At 73.0% G+C, this 25,164-nt stretch carries 27 protein-coding genes; 17 read left to right on the top strand and 10 right to left on the bottom strand.

Going from position 1 to position 25,164, the window contains the following annotated elements:
- Positions 1-16 precede the first annotated feature (16 nt).
- The 4 genes from DAI17_RS02535 to DAI17_RS02550 all read right to left on the bottom strand — a co-directional run bounded on the left by DAI17_RS02535 (position 17) and on the right by DAI17_RS02550 (position 3,330).
- Complete coding sequence (locus DAI17_RS02535; RefSeq protein ID WP_107771308.1) at positions 17-562, bottom strand: hypothetical protein; 546 nt, start codon at positions 560-562, stop codon at positions 17-19.
- A gap of 214 nt (positions 563-776) precedes the next feature.
- Positions 777-1,745, bottom strand: a complete 969-nt coding sequence (locus DAI17_RS02540) for a hypothetical protein (protein ID WP_107771309.1) — start codon at positions 1,743-1,745, stop codon at positions 777-779.
- A gap of 39 nt (positions 1,746-1,784) precedes the next feature.
- Entirely contained in the window at positions 1,785-2,732 is a 948-nt protein-coding gene (gene dapD / locus DAI17_RS02545) for a 2,3,4,5-tetrahydropyridine-2,6-dicarboxylate N-succinyltransferase (RefSeq protein WP_107771310.1), read from the bottom strand.
- Between the two features lie 58 nt (positions 2,733-2,790).
- Positions 2,791-3,330, bottom strand: a complete 540-nt coding sequence (locus DAI17_RS02550) for a DinB family protein (protein WP_199904898.1) — start codon at positions 3,328-3,330, stop codon at positions 2,791-2,793.
- A gap of 258 nt (positions 3,331-3,588) precedes the next feature.
- On the opposite strand from DAI17_RS02550, the gene ileS reads away from it, so the two are divergent.
- The 6 genes from ileS to DAI17_RS02580 are packed head-to-tail and all read left to right on the top strand — an operon-like array spanning position 3,589 to position 10,245.
- On the top strand, positions 3,589-6,867 hold the full coding sequence (gene ileS, locus DAI17_RS02555) for an isoleucine--tRNA ligase (RefSeq protein WP_456093749.1): 3,279 nt from the start codon (positions 3,589-3,591) through the stop codon (positions 6,865-6,867).
- 26 nt (positions 6,868-6,893) lie between these two features.
- Positions 6,894-7,952, top strand: coding sequence for a succinyl-diaminopimelate desuccinylase (dapE, locus tag DAI17_RS02560; protein ID WP_107771312.1), 1,059 nt, complete (start codon positions 6,894-6,896; stop codon positions 7,950-7,952).
- Positions 7,949-8,704, top strand: coding sequence for an LOG family protein (locus DAI17_RS02565; RefSeq protein WP_107771313.1), 756 nt, complete (start codon positions 7,949-7,951; stop codon positions 8,702-8,704). Before dapE ends, DAI17_RS02565 begins: the two co-directional genes overlap by 4 nt.
- A gap of 7 nt (positions 8,705-8,711) precedes the next feature.
- A complete protein-coding gene (locus tag DAI17_RS02570) occupies positions 8,712-9,014 on the top strand; it encodes a DivIVA domain-containing protein (RefSeq protein ID WP_234412101.1) in 303 nt (100 codons plus the stop codon).
- 14 nt (positions 9,015-9,028) lie between these two features.
- Positions 9,029-9,454 carry a hypothetical protein gene (locus DAI17_RS02575; protein WP_107771314.1) on the top strand — a complete coding sequence of 142 codons (426 nt, stop codon included), beginning with the start codon at positions 9,029-9,031 and terminating at the stop codon, positions 9,452-9,454.
- The gene (locus DAI17_RS02580) at positions 9,451-10,245 is read left to right on the top strand and encodes a M14 family zinc carboxypeptidase (RefSeq protein ID WP_159081318.1); all 795 of its coding nucleotides are present in this window, start codon (positions 9,451-9,453) and stop codon (positions 10,243-10,245) included. The genes DAI17_RS02575 and DAI17_RS02580 overlap by 4 nt, the downstream gene beginning before the upstream one ends.
- 75 nt (positions 10,246-10,320) lie before the next feature.
- Here DAI17_RS02580 and DAI17_RS02585 read toward each other — a convergent pair whose 3' ends face one another.
- A complete protein-coding gene (locus DAI17_RS02585) occupies positions 10,321-11,118 on the bottom strand; it encodes an enoyl-CoA hydratase/isomerase family protein (RefSeq protein ID WP_107771733.1) in 798 nt (265 codons plus the stop codon).
- A 20-nt stretch (positions 11,119-11,138) separates the two neighbouring features.
- Positions 11,139-11,921, bottom strand: a complete 783-nt coding sequence (locus DAI17_RS02590; protein ID WP_107771316.1) for a PaaX family transcriptional regulator — start codon at positions 11,919-11,921, stop codon at positions 11,139-11,141.
- 151 nt (positions 11,922-12,072) lie between these two features.
- Here DAI17_RS02590 and DAI17_RS02595 point away from each other — a divergent pair, with 151 nt between their 5' ends.
- From DAI17_RS02595 to DAI17_RS02605, 3 genes are read left to right on the top strand one after another with little or no spacing between them, the layout of a single operon-like run.
- Entirely contained in the window at positions 12,073-12,240 is a 168-nt protein-coding gene (locus DAI17_RS02595; protein WP_082574674.1) for a DUF3117 domain-containing protein, read from the top strand.
- Positions 12,241-12,242: 2 nt separating this feature from the next.
- Positions 12,243-13,778 (top strand): leucyl aminopeptidase family protein, encoded by a 1,536-nt coding sequence (locus DAI17_RS02600; protein WP_107771317.1) that lies wholly within the window; start codon positions 12,243-12,245, stop codon positions 13,776-13,778.
- Positions 13,775-14,113, top strand: coding sequence for a hypothetical protein (locus tag DAI17_RS02605; RefSeq protein WP_107771318.1), 339 nt, complete (start codon positions 13,775-13,777; stop codon positions 14,111-14,113). Before DAI17_RS02600 ends, DAI17_RS02605 begins: the two co-directional genes overlap by 4 nt.
- Before the next feature lie 39 nt (positions 14,114-14,152).
- Here DAI17_RS02605 and DAI17_RS02610 read toward each other — a convergent pair whose 3' ends face one another.
- Positions 14,153-14,803 carry an O-methyltransferase gene (locus DAI17_RS02610; RefSeq protein ID WP_107771734.1) on the bottom strand — a complete coding sequence of 217 codons (651 nt, stop codon included), beginning with the start codon at positions 14,801-14,803 and terminating at the stop codon, positions 14,153-14,155.
- 262 nt (positions 14,804-15,065) lie between these two features.
- Between DAI17_RS02610 and sigE the strand changes: the two genes are divergently transcribed.
- Genes sigE through DAI17_RS02625 form a run of 3 tightly spaced genes read left to right on the top strand, consistent with a single transcriptional unit; the run spans position 15,066 to position 17,763 of the window.
- Positions 15,066-15,674 carry an RNA polymerase sigma factor SigE gene (sigE, locus tag DAI17_RS02615; RefSeq protein ID WP_234412103.1) on the top strand — a complete coding sequence of 203 codons (609 nt, stop codon included), beginning with the start codon at positions 15,066-15,068 and terminating at the stop codon, positions 15,672-15,674.
- Positions 15,671-16,246: an anti-sigma factor gene (locus DAI17_RS02620; RefSeq protein ID WP_107771319.1), complete on the top strand. Its 576-nt coding sequence runs from the start codon at positions 15,671-15,673 to the stop codon at positions 16,244-16,246. The genes sigE and DAI17_RS02620 overlap by 4 nt, the downstream gene beginning before the upstream one ends.
- Complete coding sequence (locus DAI17_RS02625; protein ID WP_107771320.1) at positions 16,243-17,763, top strand: S1C family serine protease; 1,521 nt, start codon at positions 16,243-16,245, stop codon at positions 17,761-17,763. Before DAI17_RS02620 ends, DAI17_RS02625 begins: the two co-directional genes overlap by 4 nt.
- On the opposite strand, the gene DAI17_RS02630 is transcribed toward DAI17_RS02625, so the two are convergent.
- Complete coding sequence (locus DAI17_RS02630; RefSeq protein WP_107771321.1) at positions 17,760-18,026, bottom strand: helix-turn-helix domain-containing protein; 267 nt, start codon at positions 18,024-18,026, stop codon at positions 17,760-17,762. The two genes, DAI17_RS02625 and DAI17_RS02630, sit on opposite strands and share 4 nt — an antisense overlap.
- Positions 18,027-18,166: 140 nt before the next feature.
- Here DAI17_RS02630 and DAI17_RS02635 point away from each other — a divergent pair, with 140 nt between their 5' ends.
- The 3 genes from DAI17_RS02635 (at position 18,167) to DAI17_RS02645 (ending at position 21,363) form a co-directional block, all read left to right on the top strand.
- Positions 18,167-18,847 (top strand): CpaB family protein, encoded by a 681-nt coding sequence (locus DAI17_RS02635; protein WP_107771322.1) that lies wholly within the window; start codon positions 18,167-18,169, stop codon positions 18,845-18,847.
- 3 nt (positions 18,848-18,850) lie between these two features.
- Positions 18,851-20,110: an AAA family ATPase gene (locus DAI17_RS02640; protein ID WP_107771323.1), complete on the top strand. Its 1,260-nt coding sequence runs from the start codon at positions 18,851-18,853 to the stop codon at positions 20,108-20,110.
- 101 nt (positions 20,111-20,211) lie between these two features.
- Positions 20,212-21,363 carry a calcium-binding protein gene (locus tag DAI17_RS02645; RefSeq protein ID WP_107771324.1) on the top strand — a complete coding sequence of 384 codons (1,152 nt, stop codon included), beginning with the start codon at positions 20,212-20,214 and terminating at the stop codon, positions 21,361-21,363.
- Between the two features lie 46 nt (positions 21,364-21,409).
- On the opposite strand, the gene DAI17_RS02650 is transcribed toward DAI17_RS02645, so the two are convergent.
- Together DAI17_RS02650 and DAI17_RS02655 are read right to left on the bottom strand one after the other, a co-directional pair.
- Positions 21,410-22,744: a hypothetical protein gene (locus DAI17_RS02650; RefSeq protein ID WP_107771325.1), complete on the bottom strand. Its 1,335-nt coding sequence runs from the start codon at positions 22,742-22,744 to the stop codon at positions 21,410-21,412.
- Position 22,745: 1 nt separating this feature from the next.
- Positions 22,746-23,204, bottom strand: coding sequence for a hypothetical protein (locus DAI17_RS02655; protein ID WP_107771326.1), 459 nt, complete (start codon positions 23,202-23,204; stop codon positions 22,746-22,748).
- Between the two features lie 170 nt (positions 23,205-23,374).
- On the opposite strand from DAI17_RS02655, the gene DAI17_RS02660 reads away from it, so the two are divergent.
- Both DAI17_RS02660 and DAI17_RS02665 read left to right on the top strand, forming a co-directional pair.
- A complete protein-coding gene (locus DAI17_RS02660; RefSeq protein WP_107771327.1) occupies positions 23,375-24,814 on the top strand; it encodes a WS/DGAT/MGAT family O-acyltransferase in 1,440 nt (479 codons plus the stop codon).
- Positions 24,811-25,161, top strand: a complete 351-nt coding sequence (locus DAI17_RS02665) for a DUF6912 family protein (RefSeq protein ID WP_107771328.1) — start codon at positions 24,811-24,813, stop codon at positions 25,159-25,161. Before DAI17_RS02660 ends, DAI17_RS02665 begins: the two co-directional genes overlap by 4 nt.
- The last annotated feature ends 3 nt before the right edge of the window (positions 25,162-25,164 follow it).

Consider the following 25,164-nt stretch of genomic DNA (forward strand, 5'->3'; position numbering starts at 1 on the left):
CGACCGGGCCCTCGGGTCAGATCGCCTCGACCGCGAGGGCACCCGGGCGCATCGGGCGCAGCTTGGTGTGCAGGCCCTGGTCGGGCTGCGCGAACGGCGCCACGATCGGACCGATGCCGGGGCGTTCCACCGGGCGGCTCGGGGAGACCGGCGCCGCCGGCCCGGGCATCACGATGGGGCCCGCGTCGTACGTCCGGGGCGGCACGCCGACGGTCGGCGCCGCCTCGCGACGTCCCCACGCGGCCTCGGGCTGGGCCCACGACGGTCCGCCGTCGGCCGCCGGCATCGGGTGCACGGTGGCGTCCTGGGGCTGGTGGTGGTGCGCGTCCTTCTCCTCGATGGCCTCGAAGGCCGCCGACTGTCGGACCTGGACGGCGCTGATGGCATCCATCCGCAGGACAGACAGCACGTCGTCGTCGCCGTGCAGCACGAGGCCGTGGCCGTCGACCGCCGTCACGTGCCCCCGCAGCCACTGCCCGTTGACGAGGACCTCGACGTCGACGTCCGTTCCCTGCGCTCGGGTGAGCGCCGTTCCGATGGTGTAGATGGTCGATGTACGCATGCCGGGGACGCTAGGTCGGCGGCCGCGGCCGCCACGGGGCGCTCGGCGGCTCTTACCCCATTTGTGGGGGGTGGATCAGACCGCGCGCCACCGTTCGTGGAGTTCCACGCAACAGCGTGGAAGTGCGGGGTCTACGGACCGTCAAGGGCTGAAGTTCCACGCACGTGCGTGGAGCTCCAGGTCAGGCGCGGCCAGGGTCCCCCGTGAGGGCGCCTCAGTCGGCGACGTCGACGTGCACGTGGTCGCGGTGCTCGAGGATGGCACGGTCCCCGCGGGAGGAGGACGGCACGCGGTAGTCCCGCCACCCGTCGTCGCTGCGCGAGCCCGCCCGCCAGATGCGGCCGTCGAAGATGATCGTCTCGATGTCCAGGCGGTCCGCGCGGGCGACGAGGTAGTGCGCGATCGCCCAGCCCCGCTTGCGGTTGTCCGGGTTGACGGGTCGCACGAAGATGTCGATCGCACGGCCCTCGTAGTGCGCGGACCCCTCCATGTGCCCCGTCGACACCCCGGCCGGCTCGAAGCCCCCCAACGAGAGCGGCCCGAACGCCGACTCGACGTCCTCCCGGACGGCTGCCGCACGCCGGACCAGTCCCGTGCCGTCGAGGCGGTCGCCGGCCTCGTCCGCGTCGCCGGGGGTGTCGCACCAGAACGCCGCCCGGTGGTTGCCGGTCAGCGCCGAGGCGAGGGCGCGACCGTCCGCCTCGTGGTCGGCGTACGCGTCCGGGTACGCCGACCTCTGCACGGCCTGCGCGGCGTCGGTGATCTCCATGGTCTCGTAGCCCTCGACCTGCAGGAGCGCGTCGTAGAAGGCGTTGGTCGAGTGGACGGGGTCCAGGATCTCGGGCACCGTGCCCCAGCCCTGCGAGGGGCGCTGCTGGAAGATCCCCACCGAGTCGCGGTCGCCGTGCTCGATGTTGAGGATCTTGGACTCCTGGTACGCCGTCGCGAGCGCGATGCTGGCGGCGCGTGCGGGCAGGCCGCGCTGGATCGAGATGGCGGTGATCAGGGCAGCGTTCTCGGCCTGCTCGAGGCTCAGGTCGACGACGACCCCGTCCACCTCCGCGGTGCAGCCGGGGGAGTCGAAGAAGGGGGTGCCGCCCTCCCGGTTGACCAGCACGCCGACGCCGGCGACGACGAGGGCCACCACCAGGGCGCCGACGACGACCCTGCCCCGCGTGGTCATGCGGGCCTCCCGGCGGTGGCCACGGCGGGCTCCACCGGGCTAGTCGTTGGCGTGCAGCGCGGTGTTGAGGGCGATGCCCTCACCCTTCCACGGCACGGCCTCGATCGCGCCGCTGACCGAGTTGCGGCGGAAGAGCACGTTGCTGGCCCCCGAGAGCTCCAGCGCCTTGACGACCTTGCCGTCCTCCTGGGGCAGCGTGACCTTGGTGCCGGCGGTGACGTAGCAGCCGGCCTCCACGACGCAGTCGTCGCCCAGCGAGATGCCGATGCCGGCGTTGGCGCCGAGCAGGCAGCGCTCACCGATGGAGATGGTCTCCTTGCCGCCGCCCGACAGGGTCCCCATGATCGACGCGCCGCCGCCGACGTCGGAGCCGTCGCCGACCAGGACGCCCGCGGAGATGCGGCCCTCGACCATCGACGCGCCGAGCGTCCCGGCGTTGAAGTTGACGAAGCCCTCGTGCATCACGGTGGTGCCGCTCGCCAGGTGGGCGCCGAGGCGGACGCGGTCGGCGTCGGCGATCCGGACCCCGCTCGGCAGCACGTAGTCGACCATGCGCGGGAACTTGTCGACGCCGTGGACGGTCACGTGGCCGACCTCCCGCTGGAGGCGGGCGCGGGTGAGCTCGAAGCCCTCGACCGCGCACGGTCCGGCGCTGGTCCACACGACGTTGGTCAGCAGGCCGAAGACGCCGTCCATGGAGATCTCGTGGGGGCGCACGAGCCGGCTCGAGAGCAGGTGCAGCCGCAGCCACACGTCCTCGGTGGTGGCCGGAGCGGCACCGAGGTCGGCGATCTCGACGACCCGCAGCTCGCGTCGTACGCCGCGGGCGTCGTCGGGACCGGCGAGCGCGACCAGGGCGTCGGGGACGTCCTCCCCGTCACGCGTCCCCAGGGCGGGGGCGGGGAACCACGCGTCGAGCACGTGGTCGGCGGGGTCGAGGGTCACCAGGCCGTGGCCCCAGGCGGAGCGGGGAGCGTCGTCAGTCACGGCGGCAAGCCTACGGAGTCGGCCCACCCCGAAGGACCACTGGCCGGTCCGGCCGTCCCTACTGACCGGTCCTGCCGTCCAGGCGCTCCCGCAGCAGGTCCGCGTGCCCGCAGTGCCGGGCGTACTCCTCGACCATGTGCACGACGACGTCGCGCACCTCGACCTGCTCGCCGTGCACGTCCACGAGCGTGTCGAGGGCGGTGCGCTCGAGCACCTCGCGGGCGTGCGCCACCTCCTCGCGCAGCAGCGCGAACGCCTCGTCCACCAGCTGCTGCGTCGGCTCGCCGAAGTCGAAGCCGCCGTCCTCGTCCTGGAAGTGCCGCGGCAGCTCGTGCCGGCCCTCGAGGATGCGCCGGAACCACGACTGCTCCACGCGCGCCATGTGCCGGACCATGCCGAGCAGCGACATCGTCGACGGCGGCACCGACCGGGTGCCGAGCTGCTCCGGCGTCAGGCCCTCGCACTTGAGCTCGAGGGTCGCGCGGTAGTGCTCGAGGTACTCCGTCAGCACGGCGCGCTCGCCGCGGCTGGGTGCGTCGCTCATCCGCGGGTCCTGGTCACGGGGGAGCCACATCCCGTTGAAGCCGATCTGCGTCATGGCGCCACCCAACCGCGCCCGGTCCGCGCCCGCAATCCGATTGGCGCCCCCTCCGCGCCTCGCCGTACGATCGCGGCACAGGCGTTCGAGCCGTCATCAGCGGCGAGCCTCCGGAAGAACGGTCGTCGCACCCCAGCGGCGACTCACTAGAACCGGACGGGTTGGCCCGTCACAGCCGACAACGAGCGGCACCGCCGGGAGGCGGCGCAAGCGAGGTGGTACCGCGGTCGCGTCCGAGAAGTCGGCGCAGTCGTCCTCGTGGCAGCAGCCCGAGTCGTACGACGCCAGACCGACCACCCGCAGGAGTCCCCGATGGCCTACCCCAAGGTCTCCCACACGTCCGCGACGTCCGTCCCCAGCGCGCCGGCCTTCCCGGCGATCGAGGAGGCCGTGCTGGCCTACTGGGACGCCGACGACACGTTCACGGCGAGCGTCGAGCAGCGCGAGGCCGGCACCGACGGCGAGAACGAGTTCGTCTTCTACGACGGCCCGCCATTCGCCAACGGCCTGCCGCACTACGGCCACCTGTTGACCGGCTACGTCAAGGACCTCGTGCCGCGCTACCAGACGATGCGCGGCCGCCGCGTGGAGCGCCGCTTCGGCTGGGACACCCACGGCCTGCCCGCCGAGCTCGAGGCGATGCGCCAGCTCGGCCTCAAGACCACCGACGAGATCCACGAGCTGGGCATCGAGAAGTTCAACGCCGCCTGCCGGGAGTCGGTCCTGAAGTACACCGGCGAGTGGCGCGACTACGTCACCCGCCAGGCCCGCTGGGTCGACTTCGACAACGACTACAAGACCATGAACCCCGAGTTCATGGAGTCGGTCATGTGGGCCTTCAAGCAGCTCCACGACAAGGGTCTGGTCTACGAGGGCTTCCGCGTCCTGCCCTACTGCTGGAACGACGAGACGCCGCTGTCCAACCACGAGCTGCGCATGGACGACGAGGTCTACCAGGTCCGCCAGGACCCGGCCGTCACGGTGGGCGTGCGCCTCGAGGGCGACGACGAGCTCGGGGGAGTGCTCGCGCTCGTCTGGACGACGACCCCGTGGACGCTCCCGTCCAACCTCGCGGTCATGGTGGGCGAGGACATCGAGTACGTCGTGGTGGAGGGGCCCGTCCCGGGCGCCGACGAGACGGCGCGCTACCTGGTCGCCGAGCCGCGGCTGGCGGCGTACAAGCGCGAGCTCTTCCCCGACGCCGACGAGCCGACCGTGGTCTCGCGCCACCGCGGCGCCGACCTCGTGGGGCGCTCCTACACCCCGCCGTTCGGCTACTACCTCGGCCACGAGCGGGCCTTCCGCCTGGTGGCGGCCGAGTTCGTCACGACCACCGACGGCACCGGGCTGGTGCACACCGCCGGCGCCTTCGGTGAGGACGACAAGGTCGTCACCGACCGCGAGGGCATCGAGCCGGTGATGCCGGTCGGCAAGGACGGGCGCTTCACGTTCCCGGTCGCGGAGTACGAGGGCATGCTCGTCTTCGACGCCAACCTGCACATCATCGACCACCTCAAGGCCGTCACCCGCGGCGAGCCCGGCGGGTCCGTCACGCCGGGCACCGTGCTGCTGCGCCGCGAGACCTACGACCACTCCTACCCGCACTGCTGGCGCTGCCGCGAGCCCCTGATCTACAAGGGCGTCTCCTCCTGGTTCGTCGAGGTGACCGCGGTCAAGGAGCGCCTCATGGAGCTCAACCAGCAGATCCGGTGGGTGCCCGACCACATCAAGGACGGCTCCTTCGGCAAGTGGCTGGAGAACGCCCGCGACTGGTCGATCACCCGCAACCGCTTCTGGGGCAGCCCGGTGCCGGTGTGGAAGTCGGACTCCGAGGAGTACCCGCGCCTCGACGTCTACGGCAGCTTCGAGGAGATCGAGCGCGACTTCGGCACGCTGCCGCGCAACGCCGAGGGCGAGCCCGACCTGCACCGGCCGTTCGTCGACGACCTCACCCGGCCCAACCCCGACGACCCGACCGGAAAGTCCACGATGCGCCGCGTCACCGACGTGCTGGACGTGTGGTTCGACTCCGGCTCGATGTCCTTCGCGCAGGTGCACTACCCGTTCGACAACAAGGACTGGTTCGACCACCACTTCCCGGGCGACTTCATCGTCGAGTACATCGGCCAGACCCGCGGCTGGTTCTACACGATGCACGTCCTGGCCGGCGCCATCTTCGACCGCCCCGCGTTCGAGACGTGCCTCAGCCACGGCATCGTGCTGGGCAACGACGGGCAGAAGATGTCCAAGTCGCTGCGCAACTACCCCGACGTGCGCGAGGTCTTCGACCGCGACGGCGCCGACGCCATGCGCTGGTTCCTCATGTCCAGCCCGATCCTGCGCGGCGGCAACCTCGTCGTCACCGAGCAGGGCATCCGCGACTCCGTGCGCCAGGTGCTCATCCCGCTGTGGAACAGCTGGTACTTCTTCAGCCTCTACGCCAACGCGGCCTCCGACGGGCAGGGCCACGACGCCCGGAGTGTCCTGGGGCGCACCGACGCTCTGTCCCACCCGATGGACCGCTACGTCCTGGCCAAGCTGCGTGAGTACGTCGCCGCGATGACCCAGCAGCTCGACGACTACGAGGTCGCGAACGCCTGCGACTCCACGCGTGCCTTCCTCGACGTGCTGACCAACTGGTACATCCGCCGCTCGCGGGACCGGTTCTGGGAGGAGGACGCCGACGCCTTCGACACCCTCTACACGGTGCTCGAGGTCGTGTGCCGGGTGACCGCGCCGCTCATGCCGCTGACGACCGAGGAGGTCTGGCGCGGCCTGACCGGCGGGCGGTCGGTCCACCTGGCCGACTGGCCGCTGGTCGACGACCTGCCGGCCGACCACGGCCTGGTCGTATCGATGGACGCCGTCCGCGACGTCTGCTCGTCCGGCTCGGCGCTGCGCAAGGCCGCCGGCCTGCGCAACCGGCTCCCGCTCTCGCGGCTGACGGTCGTCGCCGACGCCGACCTGTCGGGCTTCGAGTCGCTGGTCGCCGACGAGCTCAACCTCAAGGCCGTCGACCTGCTGGCCCCGGACGCGCCCGAGGCGGCGTCGTACGGCGTCTCCCAGAAGCTCACGGTCAACGCCCGCGCCGCGGGCCCGCGCCTGGGCAAGGACGTCCAGCACGCCATCAAGGGCTCCAAGACCGGCGACTGGTCCGTCGCCGAGGACGGCACCGTCACCTCCGGCGGTCTGGCGCTGGTCGAGGGGGAGTACACCCTGGAGACCGTCGCCGGTTCCGCCGACGACGGGGCCGCGGTCGGGATGCTGCCCCGGGGTGGGTTCGTGGTGCTCGACACGGTCGTGACGCCCGAGCTGACGGCCGAGGGGACCGCCCGCGACCTGGTGCGTGCCGTCCAGCAGGCCCGCAAGGACGCGGGGCTGCAGGTCAGCGACCGGATCTCGCTGACGGTCTCCGGACCGGCCGACGTGCTGGCCGCCGCCCGCACCCACGAGGCGCTGCTCGCGGAGGAGACGCTCGCCACCCGCGTTGCCTACGCCGACGCGCCCGAGGTCGTCGTCGAGGTCGCCCGCGCCTGATCGTCGGCGGCTGGTTGAATCAGGCCATGCCGAGAATCGACCTGTCCGCCGACGTCGTCACCCTCACCCAGCAGCTGGTCGACATCGAGTCGGTCTCCCACCACGAGCAGGAGATCGCCGACGCGGTGGAGGCCGCGCTGCAGGGGATCCCGCACCTGAGGGTGACCCGCCGTGGCCACACGATCGTGGCGCGCACCGAGCTCGGTCGTGGCGAGCGGGTGGTGATCGCGGGCCACCTCGACACGGTGCCGCTCAACGACAACCTGCCCTCCCGGCTCGAGGACGGGATCCTGCACGGCCTGGGCACCTGCGACATGAAGGGTGGCGACGCTGTGATGCTCAAGCTCGCCGCCGACCTCACCGAGCCCGAGCGCGACCTCACCTTCATCTTCTACGAGGCCGAGGAGGTCGACTCGGTCCACAACGGCCTGCGCAAGCTCACCGAGAGCGACCCCGACCTGCTCGACGCCGATTTCGCGATCCTCATGGAGCCGAGCAACGCCAGCGTCGAGGCCGGCTGCCAGGGCACGATGCGCGTCGACGTGCGCACGACCGGCGAGCGGTCCCACTCGGCCCGCAGCTGGAAGGGCGTCAACGCCATCCACAAGGCCGCCCCGATCCTGGCCAGGCTCAACGAGTACGTCGCCCGGCAGCCCGTCATCGACGGACTGGCCTACCACGAGGGCCTCAACGCCACCGGCATCCGCGGCGGGGTGGCCGGCAACGTCATCCCCGACGAGTGCGTGGTCGAGGTCAACTTCCGTTTCGCCCCCGACCGGGACGAGGCGGGCGCCGAGGCGTTCGTCCGCGAGTTCTTCGAGGGGTACGACGTCACCGTGACCGACATGGCCGCCGGCGCGCTCCCGGGACTCGACCGGCCCGCCGCCAAGGCCTTCGTCGAGGCGGTCGGCGCCGAGCCCGCGCCCAAGTTCGGCTGGACCGACGTCGCGCAGTTCACCAGGCTCGGCATCCCGGCGGTCAACTTCGGCCCCGGCGACCCGATGTACGCCCACAAGCAGGACGAGCACGTGCCCGTCGAGCACATCGAGCGGTGCGAGCGGATCCTCAAGGAGTGGCTCGGATGAGGGACAGGTACAAGGGCCCGATCCTCGAGCGGCGCGGCCAGGTCGAGTCGGGCACCACCGACCAGCGGCTGCTCGACTCCCGGGGGCCGACGGACTGGGTCCACGAGGACCCGTGGCGCGTGCTCCGCATCCAGGCGGAGTTCGTCGAGGGCTTCGGTGCGCTGGCCGAGGTGGGCCCGGCCATCGCCGTCTTCGGCTCCGCCCGGACACCCGCGGACTCGGCCGACTACGCGACCGCCGAGCGGGTGGGCCGCCGGCTCGTCGAGGAGGACTTCGCCGTCATCACCGGCGGCGGTCCCGGCGCGATGGAGGCGGCCAACAAGGGCGCCAGCGAGGCCGGCGGCACGAGCATCGGGCTCGGCATCGAGCTGCCCTTCGAGGCCGGCCTCAACTCGTGGGTCGACTATGGCATCAACTTCCGCTACTTCTTCGCCCGCAAGACGATGTTCGTCAAGTACGCCCAGGGCTTCGTCGTCCTCCCGGGCGGCCTGGGCACCTTCGACGAGCTCTTCGAGGCGCTGACCCTCGTCCAGACGCAGAAGGTCACCTCGTTCCCCATCGTGCTGATGGGCGTCGACTACTGGAGCGGCCTGCTGGCCTGGATGCGCGACACGGTGCTGGCCGGGGGCAAGATCAGCGCCGACGACCTCGACATGATCACGCTCACCGACGACGTCGACGAGGCCGTGGCGATGATGGTCGCCGCCCGGGCGGACGCCGTGCCCACCCCGTCCCCCGAGCGGCCGGAGTGACGACGCCGTGACCTGGTTCTTCGCGATCCTGCTGGTGCTGGCCATGGGTGGTGTCGCGGTGGTGGCCTCCGGACGCGGTGGCTCCCTCCCCGAGGAGTACGACGACCGTCCCGACGTCCGCGTCCCGGCGGCCGGACCGCTCACCGGCGACGACGTCCGCGGGGTGCGCTTCTCCCTGGCGTTCCGGGGCTACCGGATGTCCGAGGTGGACGCGCTGCTCGAGCGCCTCGCCACCCAGGTGGACGGCGATCAGGGTGCCGGCGACCCACCGCGGGGCGATGCTCCGCGTGGCGACGCCGACCCTGGCTAGGGCAGGATGCCCGGATGCTCATCGAGATCCTCGTCTACATCCTCACCCCGCTGGCCGCGGTGGTCGTGGTGTTGACCCGGCTGCGACTGGCTCGGGGAGGGGCCGTCGCCGGTCAGTTCCAGATCAGCAGGCGCCTGCTGATGGTCCACACCGTCGCCGGCACCGTCGCCGTGCTGCTGTGGGTGCTGTTCCTGGCCTTCCCCGAGGACTCGTCCCTCGGTGGCGCCGTGGTCGGCATCGTGGCGCTCGCGTTCTTCTGGGTCACGGCGGTCGCCGGGCTGCTCATCCTGTCGAGGTGGCTCCCCACGCGTGGCCGGCACGCCGACGACCGCGCCACCGACAGCTGGAGCGAGGGGCCGGGGCTCTCGGTGCTCGCCCACGTCGGTCTGCTCGTCGGCGTCCTCGTGTTCACCTACGCCTACCTCACCGCAGCGGTGTGAGGCGCCTCGTCGCGCTCGCCCTGGGCGCCGTGCTCACCGGGGCCCTGGCCACCGTTCCGGCCCAGTCGGGCACCGCCTCGTCGGGCGGGACCAGCCCCGCGACCGCCGTTGCGTCGACCCAGCGGCCGGCGGCGGTGGTCGAGCACCGCGTCATCGGCCGCTCCGTGCAGGGGCGGCCGATCCACGCCTGGCGGCTGGGCGAGCCCGGCAGGCGTCGGGTCGTGATGCTGTCCACCATGCACGGCAACGAGCCGCACACCCGGCAGATCCTCGCCGCCCTGCGCGACGGCCGCCCGATCAGGGGCATCGACCTGTGGGTCGTGCCCGTCGTCAACCCCGACGGCCTGGCGCGGCACACCCGCCGCAACGCTCGCGGCGTCGACCTCAACCGCAACTTCCCCCACGACTGGGTCGACCTCGACGGCAGCTACGAGTCGGGCCCGCGGGCCGCGAGCGAGCCGGAGACGCGTGCAGTGATGGGGTTCCTGAGCCAGGTGCGGCCACGACGCGTGCTGAGCTTCCACCAGCCCCTCAACGGTGTCGACACCGACACCAAGGACCCTCGCTTCGCCCGCCGGCTGGCGCGCGCCCTGCGGCTCCCGACCACCAACCTAAACTGCGGTGGCCGGTGCCACGGCACCATGACCAGCTGGTACAACGCTCGCTTCGCCGGCGCTGCCCTGACCATCGAGTACGCCGCCCGGCCGCCCCGGCGCCGGATGGTCGTCGAGGCCCCGCGCCAGCTGCTCCGCGTCCTCGGCGCCCGCCGGGAATCACCGGGCGGCCGGTGATCCAGTGGGTTCGCGCACGCTGTAACACGCGCCAACCCACTGAACCACCGGGCAGCCGGTGACTCCGCGGCCCGGTCAGCGGCCGTGGAAGGTCGGCTTCTCCTTGGCCATGAACGCGTCCACGGCGGCGAGGTGGTCCTCGGTCCCCCCGGTGAGCGCCATCTTGTCCGCCTCGAAGGCCAGCGACTCCTCGAAGGAGTGGGCGGAGGAGTGCTCGACCGCCTGGCGGATCGACCCGAGGGCGACCGTCGGCCCGGCGGCCAGGCGCAGCGCCAGCTCGCGGACGGTGGCCGTGAGGTCCGCGGCCGGGACGACCTGCGTGGCCAGCCCCAGTGCGAGCGCCTCCTCGGCGGGCACGGTGCGCGGGAAGTAGAGCAGCTCCATCGCCCGGCCCCGCCCGACCAGCCGGGGGAGCGTCCAGCTCGCCCCCGTGTCGCAGGAGAGGGCCACCCCGGCGAAGGAGGTGTTGAACGCCGCCGAGTCGGCCAGCACCCGGAAGTCCGCGGCGAAGGCCAGGCTCGCGCCGGCGCCCGCGGCGACGCCGTTGACCGCGGCGACGACCGGCTTGGGCATCGTGGCGAGGGCGAGGACGGTCGGGTTGTAGTGCTGCTCCACGGTGCTGGACAGCGGCACGCTGTTGTCGCCGCGCAGTCCCGCGAGGTGCTCCTTGAGGTCCTGGCCCACGCAGAAGGCCCGGCCGTTGCCGGTCAGCACCACGCAGCGCACCTCGGGGTCCTCGGCGACGCGCAGCACCGTGTCGCGCAGCAGCTCCTTGGTGGCCACGTCGAGGCCGTTCATGGCGTCGGGGCGGTTGAGGGTGATCGTGGCGACGCCGGCGTCGACGTCGAGCAGGACGGGATCGGTCGAGGTCATGCGCGCAGTCTGCCCGATCATCAGGGCGTCAACGTGCGGGCCACGAACGCCTGCGAGGCGCGCGAGAGCCGGTCGGCCTCACGACGGAAGTAGTCGGTCGCCCGGCGGCCCGGCCAGTCCGGGGGGAGCAGCTGGCTGGGCAGTCCCGGGTCGGTGAAGAGGAACTTGCGCCACTCGTGCACGAGGTGGAAGCGGGCGGCGAACGCCGCCTCGTCCCGGTCCTCGTGGGCGGCGAGGTGCGCGGCGACCGAGCTGGCCGCGTCGTCGAGCCACGCGGCGTACTGGGCCCCGATGGCCTCGAGGTCCCACGCACGGACGGGGGAGTCCGGCGGGTCGAAGTCCAGCGCTCGTGCCGTCGTGGCCGTGGCGCCCGCCCGGGCGAGCGTCTCGGCGAGCTCGGTGCGGACCCACGGGCTCACCCACAGCTTGTCGTCCAGGGCCGCGTAGCCCAGGAACGGCAGGTCCCGCAGCACCGCGGCCCGCACGGCGCGCGAGGGGAACGGGTCGAGCAGCAGCAGCTGCCAGCAGCCGTCCCACCGCTCCTCACGCCGCCGGTAGATGCGGTCGGCCGACTCCTCGAGGCGGCGGATGGCCTGCGGCGTCGCGGCGTACCCGCGTGCCCCGTCGACGGTGGCGGGCTCCAGCCATCCCTGCGCCACCATCCGCGAGATCGCCGTGCGGACGGCGGGCGCCGCGATGCCGATGGGGTCGAGCAGCCGCACCAGGTCAGCGACGGCCGCACGGTGCCCGCGCGTGCGCAGGTGGTCGCCGTAGACGTCGAAGAGGGCCGAGCGGGCATGCATGGGCGGGAGTCTGCCAGCCCTGTGGTGCCGATCACCTGCGACATGAGGGATAATGGATGACGATCGACTTCGTCGAGGCGGCCCGCCGCCTCGATTTCGCATGTGGAGCCCCCGCGGCCCACTGAGCTGAATCAGGAAGAGGTTTGCGCCGATGGCCGCCATGAAGCCCAGGACTGGGGACGGACCGCTCGAGGTCACCAAGGAAGGCCGCGGCATCGTCATGCGCGTCCCGCTCGAGGGTGGTGGACGCCTGGTGGTCGAGCTCAACGCCGAGGAGGCGGGCGCGCTCGGGGACGCACTCAAGGACGTCGTCGGCTGATCGTGGCCGTATCCCCCCAGCTCCCTTCGCAGGTCTCCCCTCCGGAGTTCGCACTCAGCCCGGCACTGCCCCACCAGATCGGCGGCGCCGAGGTCTGGGCCCTCCCGGTCCTTCCCGGCGAGGACGGTGACGTCTTCCTCGGGCCCGGTGCGGACGAGGCGTCCGAGGCGCTCGGCGTCGACCTCCTCGGCGTCCTCGAGTCGAGCCGTGCCACCGGTCGCACGGGCGAGGTGACCACGGTCCCCGTCGTGTCCGACGCGGTCGCCCTGGTCCTCCTGGTGGGCCTCGGCGACCAGACCGTGACCGACTTCCGGCGCGCCGGCGCCACGGTCGCCCGGGCGACCAAGGACCGCGGCAGCGTCGTCACCTCGATCACCGCCATCGCGCCCGAGGGCGCCCTGGCGGCCTTCGTCGTCGGTGCGACGCTCGGCTCCTTCGCCTTCCACTGGCGCTCGGGCGGCCCGGCCGAACGGCCCGTCGGCCGCGTCGTCCTCGCCGGGGTCGACGACCACGACGGCGCGTACGACGACGAGCTGGTGCGCGCGATCGCTCTTGGCGGTGCCGGCTGGCGCTCCCGGATGCTGGCCACGGTGCCCGCCAACCTCAAAAGCCCCGCGTGGCTGGCCGAGCAGGCCGAGGAGCTGGCGGCCGAGGCCGGCCTCGACGTCCGGGTCTGGGACGAGGACGCCCTGGCCGCCGAGGGCTTCGGCGGGATCCTCGCCGTGGGCGGCGCGTCCGACTCGGCGCCGCGGCTGATCCGCCTCGACTACACCCCGCCCGGCGCCGGGCGGCGTACCCCCACGGTCGCCCTGGTGGGCAAGGGCATCACCTTCGACACCGGCGGCCTCGACATCAAGCCCGCCGAGAGCATGCTGTCGATGAAGCGCGACATGTCCGGCGGCGCCGCGGTGCTCGCCACCATGGCCGCGCTGCGCGACGTCGGTTGCCCGGTGCGCGTCGTCGGGCTGGTGCCGGCGGCGGAGAACGCCATCAGCGGCTCCGCCATGCGACCCGGTGACGTCGTCCGCCACTACGGCGGCCGCACCAGCGAGGTCAACAACACCGACGCCGAGGGCCGTCTCGTGATGGCCGACGCCATGGCCTACGCCGTGGCCGAGGTGGAGCCCGACGTGCTCGTCGACGTCGCCACCCTGACCGGCGCGATGAAGGTCGCCCTGGGGCAGGGGACGGGCGGCTACTTCGCCAACGACGAGGGCATCTCCGCCGCGCTCGCGGCGGCGTCTGCCGAGTCGGGCGAGCTGCTGTGGCGGATGCCGCTGGTCGCCGACTACGAGGAGAAGGTCAGCTCGCGGGTCGCCGACGGCGACAACGCCGCCGGCGGTGCCGGCGCGATCACGGCCGCGCTCTACCTGCAGCACTTCGCCGGCGACGTGCCGTGGGCGCACATCGACTTCGCCTCGATCGCCGAGGCCCCGGCCGAGCGCTACGAGTGGACGACCGGCCCCACCGGCTTCGGTCCGCGCCTCCTGCTCACCTGGCTCGGCTCGGAGTCCCCGCTCGAGGGCGTGGGCCGGTGAGGGGCCTGACCGTGCGCTGGTCGCTGGTCGACGCGCCCGAGGGTGTCGAGGAGCGGCTGGCGTCGTACGTCGCCGAGACCTCTCACGCCCGCTTCACCGGCATGGCCGGGCTCGCCTTCAAGACGTGGCGGATGCGTCGCGGGGAGTGGTTCGAAGGCTCCTACGTCTTCGGCTCCGACGAGGCCCGGGAGCAGTTCCAGCGTGCCTTCGTCGAGGGAGCGGCCGAGGCCCCCGGCTCGCAGATCATCGGCAGTCCGCCGATCCTCGTCGAGGAGTGCGAGGTCGTCGCGGTCGCGGAGGGCTGGGACGGCTTCACCGCCACCGCCCGAGCCTGACCGCGGCCGCGCCCGAGGTGGCCCGCGGGTCGTCGGGCCTCAGGCCTCGGGCGACCAGACCTTCTTGGCGCACAGCAGGCCGTCGCCGACGGGGAGCAGCACCGACATCAGCGAGTCGTGGGCGGCGACCGTCCGCCCGAGGTCGCGGATCGCCACCGTCTCCTCGTCCCGCTGGGCCGGGTCGGCGACCCGGTCGTGCCACAGGGCGTTGTCGAAGGCCACCACGCCGCCGGGACGCAGGAGCCGGAGCGCCTCGGTGAGGTACTCGCCGTACTCGCGCTTGTCGCCGTCGCAGAAGACCAGGTCGTAGTGACCGTCGGTGAGCCGCGGCAGCACGTCGAGCCCGGCGCCGGCAATGGTGCGCGCGCGGTTGGCGGGGACGCCGGCCTCGCCGAACGTCTCCTTGGCCAGCCGCTGGTGCTCGGCCTCGATGTCGACCGTCGTCAGCACGCCGTCGGCACGCATGCCGCGCAGCAGCCACAGCCCGGAGACGCCGGTGCCGGTGCCGATCTCCACCACCGCGCGGGCGTCGAGGACGGAGGCGAGGAAGCGCAGCGCGGCGCCGGCACCCGGGCTGACGGGGGTCACCCCGACCTCCTCGGCGCGGGAGCGGGCGGCGGCCAGGACGTCGTCCTCGGTGACGAACTCCTCGGCGTAGGTCCAGCTCGCGGGCTTGATCGGCGTGGTGATGGTGGCCTCCTGGGTCGCACGCGCACGGCAGCCGGGTCGCTGCGGCGCGTCAAGGTGCGGCGACTCTATCGCGCAGCGCCGGGCCGGGGCAGCCGGGAACACGGGGGGCGGTCCGACCGTTGTGCAGGGCAGCCACCAGTGGTCCCCGCGAGATTCCCAGCAACGTGGGGGGTCGGCTCACAGGGTCCTCTCAGGACCGGTCCCTAGGTTGAGGAAGGCCAGAGCACTGTTCAAGCGCCGCACCACCCAGCAGGGGGAGACCGTGGACCACCCGACCGGCACCGGCAGCACGGACCGGGGCGTCGGCGTCGTCCCGACGTGGGACGAGGTCGTCGAGCAGCACTCCGACCGCGTCTTCCGCCTGGCCTACCGGTTGACCGGCAACCGCCACGACGCGGAGGACCTGACCCAGGAGGTCTTCGTCCGCGTCTTCCGCTCGCTGGACTCCTACACCCCCGGCACCTTCGAGGGCTGGCTGCACCGCATCACCACCAACCTGTTCCTCGACGGGGCACGCCGCAAGCAGCGGATCCGCTTCGACGCCCTGTCCGACGAGCGCGCCGCCCGCCTCGAGAGCGCGTCGCCGGCGCCCGACGCGGCGTACGCGGACCAGACCTTCGACGACGACATCGAGAGCGCGCTCGCGACGCTGCCCCCCGACTTCCGGGCCGCCGTCGTGCTGTGCGACGTCGAGGGCCTCACCTACGAGGAGATCGCGGAGATCATGGACGCCAAGCTCGGCACCGTGCGCTCCCGCATCCACCGCGGCCGGGCGATGCTGCGTGGCGCGCTGGCGCACCGGGCGCCCGTCGACGGTCGCCAGCGGTACGCCGGCCCGGCGCCGGCCGACGAGGTGGGGGTCGCCCGGTGAGCCACCTCGGGTCCCGCGTCAGCGCGTTGCTCGACGGCCGACTGCCGGCCGCCGAGGAGGAGCGGCTGTGGGAGCACGTCCACGCGTGCCACCCCTGCCGTGACCTCGTCGAGCGCGAGGGCTGGGTCAAGACCCGCCTGGCGCGGCTCTCCCTCGACGACGGCGAGGGCGCGCCCGCGCGGCTCAAGGACTCCCTGCTCTGCCCGACGTCGGCGATGCGCCCCGCCCCCTTCCCCACCGGCTCCCGCCCCCGCCACCGGGGCCTGGCCGCGATCGGCGGTGGGGCCGCCGGCGCGGCCGTCGTCGGCGTGCTCGCCCTCGGCGCCGCGGGGTCGCCCCAGGTCGAGCGGCGCGCGCCGGCCACCGACCTCAACCGCCCCACGACGACCTCGAGCGTCGACGCCAAGGTGCGTCCCGTACGCCGGACGCGGACGCCCGCACCCTCGCCCTCCTCGGTGTCCGGCTCGATCCTCGACCCGGCTCGCCAGGGCTCGCAGCAGTCGTCCGGCCAGGACCGCTCCGTCCGCCACCTGCTCGGCGACATCGCGGCGCGGGGGACACTGTCTCCGTGAGCGACCAGGAGCACCCGGACCACCGCACCCCGCCCGAGCAGCACGACCCGCTGCCCGAGGTGAGCCTCGGTGCGTCCGGGGAGCACGGGACGCGGGTGGACGAGCCGGTGGACGAGCCCGTGCACGACGGGGAGCCGACCCAGCCGCTCTCCGGGTGGACGCCTCCCAGCCAAGGGTCGCAGCCTCCGCAGGCCTCGCCGAGCCCCACGGCAGACCCCGCCCCGACCCCGCCGCCCCACCGCGGCCAGCAGGGGGCCCAGCAGCCCTACCCCGCACCGCCGTTGTCGCCCATCCCGCAGCAGTCCTGGGGGCCGGGCGGCCCCGGCCAGGCGGCCGGCGAGACGCGCTCCTTCGGCGGGTTCTTCGCCGGCGAGGCCGCGACGACGCCGCTGCCGCTGCAGCCGCCCGCCGACCGCCGGCCGGTCTCGCGGTGGGTGTGGCCCGCCGTCACCGTGCTGGCGCTCGTGGTCGGCCTGCTCGGCGGGTTCCTGGGTGCCCTGGGCTACGACCGCCTCGGCGAGGAGGACGGCCGGTACGACGGCGGTCTCGACGCCGTGCAGACACGCGACGCCGCGCCGCTCGAGGCCGACAACGGCTCGGTGCCGGCCGTCGCACAGGCACTCCTGCCCAGCACCGTGCAAATCCTCGCCTCCCTCGACGGCGAGGCCGGCGGGGCGACTGGGTCGGGCTTCGTGCTCGACCGCCAGGGGCACATCGTCACCAACAACCACGTGGTCGCCTCCGCCGCGCAGGACGAGGGTCCGATCCTCGTCGTCGACGCGGAGGGCGAGCGGCACGAGGCCACGGTCGTCGGCCGCAGCCCCGTCTACGACCTGGCGATCCTCCAGGTCGAGGAGGTCGACAACCTGGTCCCGGCTGCGCTCGGCTCGTCCACGGTGCTCAACGTCGGGGACCCGGTCGTCGCGTTCGGGTCGCCGCTGGGCCTGAGCCAGACGGTCACCTCGGGCATCGTGAGCGCCCTCAACCGGCCGGTGACCACGGGTGACTCCGACAACGAGTCGTCCTACATCAACGCCGTCCAGACCGACGCCGCCATCAACCCCGGCAACTCGGGCGGACCGCTCGTCAACCTCGCCGGCGAGGTCGTCGGCGTCAACTCCGCCATCGCCACCACGGGTGGCAGCCTGATGGGGGAGTCGTCGGGCAACATCGGCGTCGGGTTCGCCATCCCGATCGAGCAGGTGCGGACGACTGCCGACCAGATCCTCGCCACCGGCGAGGCGCAGTACCCCGTGATCGGCGCACAGGTCCGCACCGGCGGCCGCGACTCCGAGGGCGCGGTCATCACCGAGGTGATGGACGGGACGCCCGCCGAGGACGCCGGGCTCCTCGCGGACGACGTCGTCACCCGGGTCGACGGCGAGCCGGTCACCGACGGCATCGCCCTGATCGTCGCCATCCGGACCCACCAGCCCGGCGACACGATCGAGTTCACGGTCCGTCGCGACGGCGAGGACCGCACCGTCGAGGTCACCCTCGACGGCGAGGTGGGCTAGCCCGGCTGCCCCGGCTGTCCCGCCTCGCCGCGCCCTGCGTCGCTCTCCACGAACGGGTGGTCGGACACGAACGTCTTGGTCTCGGCGTACATCCGCTCGATGAACTTCTCCAGCTCGGAGCCCTCGACGCGCCACTGCCCGCGCCCGCCGATCTTGATGGCGGGCAGGTCGCCCCGGCGGACCAGGGCGTAGACCTGCGCGCTGGAGGTGTTGAGCACCTCGGCCACGTCGGCCAGCGTGAGGAAGCGGGGCGAGTCCGGCATGGGGTCATCGTGCCAAACTCCGGCACGCGTCGCGCGACGACCCGGCGGGACTGTGGACGGGACGGGAGCGCTCCGGCGGTCGCCGGCTCGCCTGTGGAGGACGAGGTGTGGGAAACGGCGTAGGTGGACATGATGTCGCCGTGTCTCGGACCCGCGCCACTGTCGACCTGCCCCCCAACGCCCCCGTCATCCCGGCCACCCGCGCCCGGCCGCCCGGCTGGCGGGATCCCCGGCTGTGGGTGGGGGTCGCCCTGGTCGCCGTCTCCGTGGTGGCGGGCGCCCGCCTGCTCGGCGGCGCCGACGACTCCGTGACGGTGTGGTCGGCCGCCTCCGACCTGGCCGCGGGGGACACCCTGACCGCCCAGGACCTCGTGGCGTCGTCCGTGCGGTTCGCGGAGCCCTCCGACCTCGACCGCTACCTGGCGACCGACGACCCGCTGCCCGACGAGCTGCAGCTGGTGCGCGGCCTCGGGGCCGGCGAGCTCGTCCCCGCAGGGGCGCTCGGCTCGGCCGAGGACACCGGCACGGTGAGCCTGTCGCTGTCGTTCCCCGTCGAGCTCGTGCCCAGCGGCATCACCACCGGCTCGGTGGTGGAGCTGTGGGTGGTGCCGGGGCCGGACTCGGGCCGGGGCAACCGGCCGTCCGGGCCGGTGCTCAGCGACGTGGTGGTCATCGACGCGCCGACCGCGACCGAGTCGCTCGGGTCGGTCGGCGGCGGTCGCCAGCTCGTGCTGGGTGTCCCGCGCGGCGAGTCCGAGGCCCTCGCCGAGCTCCTCGCGGCGAGCGAGGAGCAGCGGGTGCGCGTCCTCGGGCAGGGCTGACCCGTGATCTGCGTGCTGATGATGGCCTCGGGTGCCTCCTGGGAGTCCGAGGCGTTCACCCGCCTCGACGGCGAGGACGGGGTCGTCGTGCTCAAGCGCTGCGTCGACGTCGACGACCTGCTCGCCACGGCCACCAGCGGCCAGGCGGACGTCGCCGTGGTCGGGCTCGAGGCGCCGGGCCTCGACCCCGCCGCCGTGGCCCACCTGCGGCGCTACGCCGTGCGCCCGGTCGCCGTCGTCTCCCGCACCGACGACCCCGACGTGCTCACCCGCGCGCAGCGCGTCGACATCGGTGCCCTGGTGGCCTTCGACGACCTGGCGACGCTCGCCGGGGCGGTCACGACGGTGGAGGGCGTGGCCGACACCCGGGTCCGCGCCGAGCCCGGCGATCTCGGCGAGCCCGCGCCCGCGACGACACCGGAGCACCGCCTCGTGGTGGTGTGGGGGTCGGGTGGCGCCCCGGGGCGCACCACCACCGCCGTCACCATGGCCTCGCTGCTCGCCCAGCGCGGACGCGACACGGTGCTGGTCGACGCCGACCCCTACGGCGGCGGCGTGGCCCAGCAGCTCGGCATCCTCGACGAGGTCTCGGGCATCCTCTCCGCGGCCCGCCTCGCCGGGTCGGGACACCTCGCGGAGCGCTTCGACTCGACCTGCCGCGGGGTCGGGGACCGGCTCCGTGTCGTCACCGGGCTGCCGCGCGCCGACCGGTGGCTCGAGGTGCGGGCCACGGCCCTCGAGCAGACCCTCGAACGCGCGCTCGAGCGGGGCGACGTGGTCGTGGACACCGGCTTCAGCCTCGAGGACGAGCCGGGGCAGGACTTCGGCTCGCGCCCCTCGCGCAACGCGATGACCCTCGCCGCCCTCGACCTCGCCGACGAGGTGGTCGTCGTCGGGTCCGCCGACCCGGTCGGCCTGTCGCGGCTGGCGCGCGGCCTCGTGGAGCTGCGCGACCGCACCGGGGGCGCGCCGGTGCGGGTCGTCGTCAACCGGATGCGGCCCAGCCTGGGCTGGTCCGAGCGGGAGATCGCCGGCATGGTCGAGGGCTTCTCCCGCGTGCTGGGACTGCACTTCCTGCCCGACGACCGGGCGGCCACCGACCGTGCGCTGGTCGCGGGGCGTGCGCTGCCGGAGACCGGCGACTCATCACTGCTGCGCGCCTACGACGCCCTGGTCGACGCGACATGGCCGGAGTCAGCGACCCCTGAAGCGCCCGGTCGGCGACGGGGTCGACGAGCTGGTCGCCGGCGTGGCGTGGGCTGACTAGTCGGACGAGGCCATCTTCCTCAAGAATCTGACAAGAGAGTCTCAAGCGGGCACACTGGGTGGTCCCCCCGGTGTCAACCCGTCTTTGGAGTACTCCCATGCAGAGTATCCGCGCGCGCCTCGGCGCGCCTGCAGCTTTGACCATCTGCCTCACCCTGGTGGCGGGACCCGCCATCGGTGCCCAGATCACGGCCTCCCGAACGGCCGACCGGATCAACGGCACCGGCAAGGCAGACACCATCAAGGCGCTGTCCGGCAACGACCGGGTCTCGTCGCGCGGCGGGCGGGACACCGTCTACGGCGGCGCCGACCACGACCAGCTCGACGGCGGCGCCGGCAGGGACACCCTCATCGGTGGCCCCGGCAACGACGCCCTGATCGGCCAGGGCGGCAACGACAAGCTGCAGGGCCAGGGCGGCAACGACTCCCTTTACGGCGTCGCGGGTGCCGACTGGCTCGTCGGCGCCGCGGGTGACGACACGATCGACGGCGGGACCGAGGGCGACCGCATCGACGGCGGCACGGGCAACGACTCGATCGCCGGCGGCGACGGCAACGACCGCATCGACGGCAACGGCGACAACGACACCATCGACGGTGGTCTCGGCGATGACCAGCTCGCCGGTGCGTCCGGGGACGACAGCATCTACGGCGCCGACGGTGCCGAGAACATCAACGGCGGGCCGGGCAACGACGTGCTCGACGGCGGACCCGGCGACGACGGGATCGCCCCCGACAAGTCCAAGAACAAGGACAAGAAGGCCGCCACCCGGCTGCCGGAGATCAACGGCGGCCCGGGCAACGACGTGATCCGCGGCGGCGACGGCCGCGACAAGCTCCTCGGCCTCGACGACAACGACTGGATCGACGGCGGCCCCGGCGACGACTACGCGCTGCAGGGCGGCAACGGCGACGACGTCGTCATCGACGGCGACGGCAACGACCACTACGTCAAGGGCGACCCGGGCGACGACACGTTCTTCGTCGGCCCCGGCGAGGACTCGGTGTTCGGCGAGCAGGGCAACGACACCATCTACCTGTACGACGACGGTGCCCGCGACGAGTTCTACTGCGACGACTACGACGACATCGGCACGTCCCGCGAGGGCAACAACGACCGCGTGATCTACGTCGGCCGCATCGACCCGCTCGACAAGATCCGCGCCGAGCGCGAGACCTGCGAGTCGATCACCGTGATCAACTACTACCCCCAGGGTTGGCCCTACGGACCCGTCCCGGGTGTCAGCTGACGCACCGCCCCACCGGCGTACGTCGGTCCGGTGACACCCGCGTGGCTCAGGCGGCGAACAGCAGGTAGAGCCCGCCCACGGTGAAGAACACCATCGCCACCAGCAGCGAGAGCTGCCCGGTGAGCTGGTGGCGCCGGGGGAGGATCCTGACCGCCCGGTCGTGGGCCGCGATCACGCCGAGCACGTGACCCACCACGACCGCCCCGACCTTGAGCCGGGCCAGGAAGTCAGGGTGGAACGAGAGCCAGTAGTTGACCGCGAGATCGGCCGTGCCGAGGTAGTCGTCGCCGCGGCTGAACGGGTCGCTCAGCTGCACCAGCGTCGTCTGGCCGTACTCGACGAGGTAGGTCAGGTAGTGGGCGATGATGTAGCCCACGATGATCGGCACGATCGAGTGCGCGAAGAGGTCGGGCAGCGTCGAGCGCCTCGTCCCGGGCCCGACCCCGGTCGCCATGGCCCCGGCCGCGAAGATCACGCCGACGCCCACGCAGAAGACGAGCAGTGCGACGTTGTCGATGAGCCCTGACGGGATCGACGTCGTCTGGACGAACCGGACCCAGGGGCTGGCCTCCTTGAACGAGTCGTACGCCGTGCTGCCGAACAGCACGGCCACGACGCCCACGAGGCCGGGCGCGACGGGGACGGTGTCGAGGTTGGCCAGCGGGCTGCGCAGCACGAGCCGGCCGTCGCGGTGGCCCCAGACCGAGAGCTTCGCCACCAGCGAGGAGTAGACCTCGAAGGGGTCGGCCCGCTCGAAGAAGCGGTTGCCGAACAGCGCACCGCCGATCAGCATCACCCCGAGGTAGACCGCGCACCACAGCCGCACCGGACCGATCTCGGTGGAGTGCGGGTAGACGAGCTCCAGCCAGACGAAGGCGTACAGCCCCACGGCGGCCGGCCAGTAGCCCAGCCGCTCGGGGTAGGCGTACATGCCCACCTCGGGGTCGGTGCCGGAGACCCGGGCCAGGACCGCATTGATGGTCCGGCTGGGGCTCAGCGCCTTCCAGACCGGCCCGAGCAGGACCGACGCCGGCACGAGGCCGACCCACAGCAGCACGTAGAAGACGCCGAGGAACGGGTTGACCAAGGTGTCCTGGCCGAAGACGGCGGCCGCGGCGACGTAGAGGAAGAACGCGAAGCCCACGGCGCGCAGCACCACCCGCCAGGGCGTCGAGGACGTGAGCCGGTCGAGCCACGCGGGGGCGGGGCGGCCGCTGGTCGCGGCGTCGTACCGCGGGCTGCGCCAGGCCACGGCGAGCACGGTGAAGGACACGACGAGCGCGGCCACCGCCCCCGCGATGGCGAGCTCGAGCGGGATGGGCAGGTCCTTGGCGCCGCCGATGCCGTGGGCGAGGAGGTCGCCGGTCGGGTTCCCGCCCACCTCAGCGGACTTCGAGCTGGACGACCACGAGCGCGGGGTCGTGGGACTCGACCTCGACGACGCCCGGCTGGTCGATCACCAGCGAGTGGGTGCTGGTGCCGGCCTCGTAGGCCACTTCCTGCTCGGGCGTGGAGTGCACGTGGAGCTCGCCGGGTCGGTCGGCGGTGATGACGAGGTCGATCTCCTCGCCCATCGGCACCTCGACGCGCTCGCCGTTGGGGTCGACGGTGTCGCCATCGAAGGTGATCTCGATGGTGGGGCGGCTCGGCTCCGGCGACTGGGTCGAGTCGTCGGGCGAGGCAGACTCGCCCTCGCTGGTGCTCTCGGTGGGGCTCGACGTGGCCGACGGCGTCTCGCTGGTGCCGGCCTCCGGCTCGGTCGTGCTGTCGTCGCCGCAGGCGGTGAGGCCCAGGGCGAGCAGCAGGGTCAGGGCCAGCGGGGCGAGCCGCGTCGCGCGCATGTGTGTCCTCCGTCGGGTCGGCGTCGGGGCCGAGGACCCCGTGTCGGCGTTGGACTCCGCACGCTCGGGGTGGGAGCCTCTGCCAGAATCCCACGTGGAGCAACACGGCCGCCGCCCGGGCCGTCCCCGGGGCGGCCAGGAGTGTCCGACACCACGACGAAGGGGCTTTCATGACCGAGCGGCTGCGGCCGCGGGACCTGGCCTTGCTGGCCACCGAGTCCCCCTCGACGCCGATGCACAACGCGACGGTCGAGATCTTCGACCCCGGTGAGTCCGGCTTCGACCACGCCCGCCTCGTCCAGCTCATCACCGACCGCATCGCCTTCGTGCCGCGCTACCGCCAGCGCCTCCAGCCCGTGCCCGGGCGGCTGGCCAACCCGGTCTGGGTGGACGACCCAGACTTCGAGATCGGCTACCACGTACGCCGCTCCGCCCTGCCCCGTCCCGGCGACCACCACCAGCTGCGCGAGCTCGTGGCGCGGATCGCGTCCCGACCGCTCGACCGCAGCCGGCCGCTGTGGGAGATCTACTTCGTCGAGGGCCTCGAGGGCGGCCGCGTGGCGGTCCTGACCAAGAGCCACCAGATCCTCGTGGACGGCCGCGAGACCGTCGACATCGGCCAGGTGCTGCTGGACACCACCCCGGAGGCGCCCGACCTCGGCCACGACGAGTGGCAGCCGCGTCGCCGCCCGACGGCGCTCGGGCTGGCGGTGGGCGCGCTCACCGAGACCCTCGAGCGGCCCGGCACCGCCGTCCGCACGGTGCAGGCCAATGCCGAGTCGGCCGCACGCACCGTCAGCGCCGTCGCCCACCGCGTCGGCGGGGTCGCCGGCGCCCTCGCCGGGCGGAGCACGGTCCACGGCAGCCCGATCAACCGGCCGTTGTCCCAGCAGCGACGCTTCCTCGCCGTCCGCACCGAGCTCGAGGTCTACAAGCGGATCCGCAGCGTCCACGGCGGGACCATCAACGACGTCGTGCTCGCCACCGTCGCCGGCGCGCTCCGGGGCTGGCTGATGACCCGCACCGAGTCCATGGCGGGCGTGCGCACGATCCGGGCGATGGTGCCGATGTCGGTCATCGACGACGACCTCGAGGCCACCTCGTTGGGCACCCAGGTGGCCGGCCACCTCGTCAACCTGCCGATCAGCGAGCCGTCCCCGGTGGTGCGCCTGCACCAGGTCAGCTACGGCTTCCGGGCGCACAAGGAGACCGGCCGCGCCGTCTCGGCCCGGCGCCTGGCGGGCATCTCCGGCTTCGCTCCCACGACCTTCCACGCCCTGGGGTCGCGGGTCGCGGCGGCCGAGGCCCGGCGCGGGTTCCACCTCTCGGTCACCAACGTGCCGGGACCGCAGTTCCCGTTGTACGCCGCGGGGGCGGAGATGGTGGAGACCTACCCGGTCCACCCGCTCCTGCCCGAGCACACGCTGGCCGTCGGCGTGACGTCGTACAACGGGGGCGTCTTCTACGGCATCACCGCCGACCGCGACGCCGTGCCGGACGTGGACACCCTCGGCCAGTGCCTGGTCGAGGCGCTCGACGAGCTCGCCGAGTCGGCCAGCGACGCCCGCAAGAGGGCGCCGCGGGGACGTCGCGAGGAGGAGCGCCGATGAGCGTCCGCGCCTACGTCCCGGCCACCCCGGAGCTCCTGGCGGACTACCTCGCCGGGCAGGCCGTGCCCGTGGACGCCGACCCGATCACCGCTGAGGACGAGTCCGAGGAGGCGGAGTACGCCGCCCTGATGACCGCCGCCGACGCCTCGGCGGCGCTGCTTCCCGGCCCCGGACGTCGCGTCGTGCTGGTCGTCGAGGCCCCCGACGGGACGCGATCGGTGCCCTGGCGGCTCGTGGCGTCGGTGCACGTGGACACCGACGACGACGCGGACCCGGACGACGACCTCGCCTGGTACGCCACCCAGGAGGTCCCGGGGCTGCTCGAAGGGATGATCGGGGGTCGCTAGGGT

This window comes from Nocardioides sediminis (assembly GCF_003047295.1).
Taxonomy (GTDB): domain Bacteria; phylum Actinomycetota; class Actinomycetes; order Propionibacteriales; family Nocardioidaceae; genus Nocardioides; species Nocardioides sediminis.

Excerpts from the sequence above, each read along its gene's own strand:
- DAI17_RS02535 (WP_107771308.1), bottom strand. The coding sequence starts at position 562 with ATGCGTACATCGACCATCTACACCATCGGAACGGCGCTCACCCGAGCG.
- DAI17_RS02540 (WP_107771309.1), bottom strand. The coding sequence starts at position 1,745 with ATGACCACGCGGGGCAGGGTCGTCGTCGGCGCCCTGGTGGTGGCCCTC.
- DAI17_RS02550 (WP_199904898.1), bottom strand. The coding sequence starts at position 3,330 with ATGACGCAGATCGGCTTCAACGGGATGTGGCTCCCCCGTGACCAGGAC.
- dapE (WP_107771312.1), top strand. The coding sequence starts at position 6,894 with ATGCCGAGAATCGACCTGTCCGCCGACGTCGTCACCCTCACCCAGCAG.
- DAI17_RS02565 (WP_107771313.1), top strand. The coding sequence starts at position 7,949 with ATGAGGGACAGGTACAAGGGCCCGATCCTCGAGCGGCGCGGCCAGGTC.
- DAI17_RS02575 (WP_107771314.1), top strand. The coding sequence starts at position 9,029 with ATGCTCATCGAGATCCTCGTCTACATCCTCACCCCGCTGGCCGCGGTG.
- DAI17_RS02585 (WP_107771733.1), bottom strand. The coding sequence starts at position 11,118 with ATGACCTCGACCGATCCCGTCCTGCTCGACGTCGACGCCGGCGTCGCC.
- DAI17_RS02590 (WP_107771316.1), bottom strand. The coding sequence starts at position 11,921 with ATGCATGCCCGCTCGGCCCTCTTCGACGTCTACGGCGACCACCTGCGC.
- DAI17_RS02595 (WP_082574674.1), top strand. The coding sequence starts at position 12,073 with ATGGCCGCCATGAAGCCCAGGACTGGGGACGGACCGCTCGAGGTCACC.
- DAI17_RS02630 (WP_107771321.1), bottom strand. The coding sequence starts at position 18,026 with ATGCCGGACTCGCCCCGCTTCCTCACGCTGGCCGACGTGGCCGAGGTG.
- DAI17_RS02645 (WP_107771324.1), top strand. The coding sequence starts at position 20,212 with ATGCAGAGTATCCGCGCGCGCCTCGGCGCGCCTGCAGCTTTGACCATC.
- DAI17_RS02655 (WP_107771326.1), bottom strand. The coding sequence starts at position 23,204 with ATGCGCGCGACGCGGCTCGCCCCGCTGGCCCTGACCCTGCTGCTCGCC.
- DAI17_RS02660 (WP_107771327.1), top strand. The coding sequence starts at position 23,375 with ATGACCGAGCGGCTGCGGCCGCGGGACCTGGCCTTGCTGGCCACCGAG.
- DAI17_RS02665 (WP_107771328.1), top strand. The coding sequence starts at position 24,811 with ATGAGCGTCCGCGCCTACGTCCCGGCCACCCCGGAGCTCCTGGCGGAC.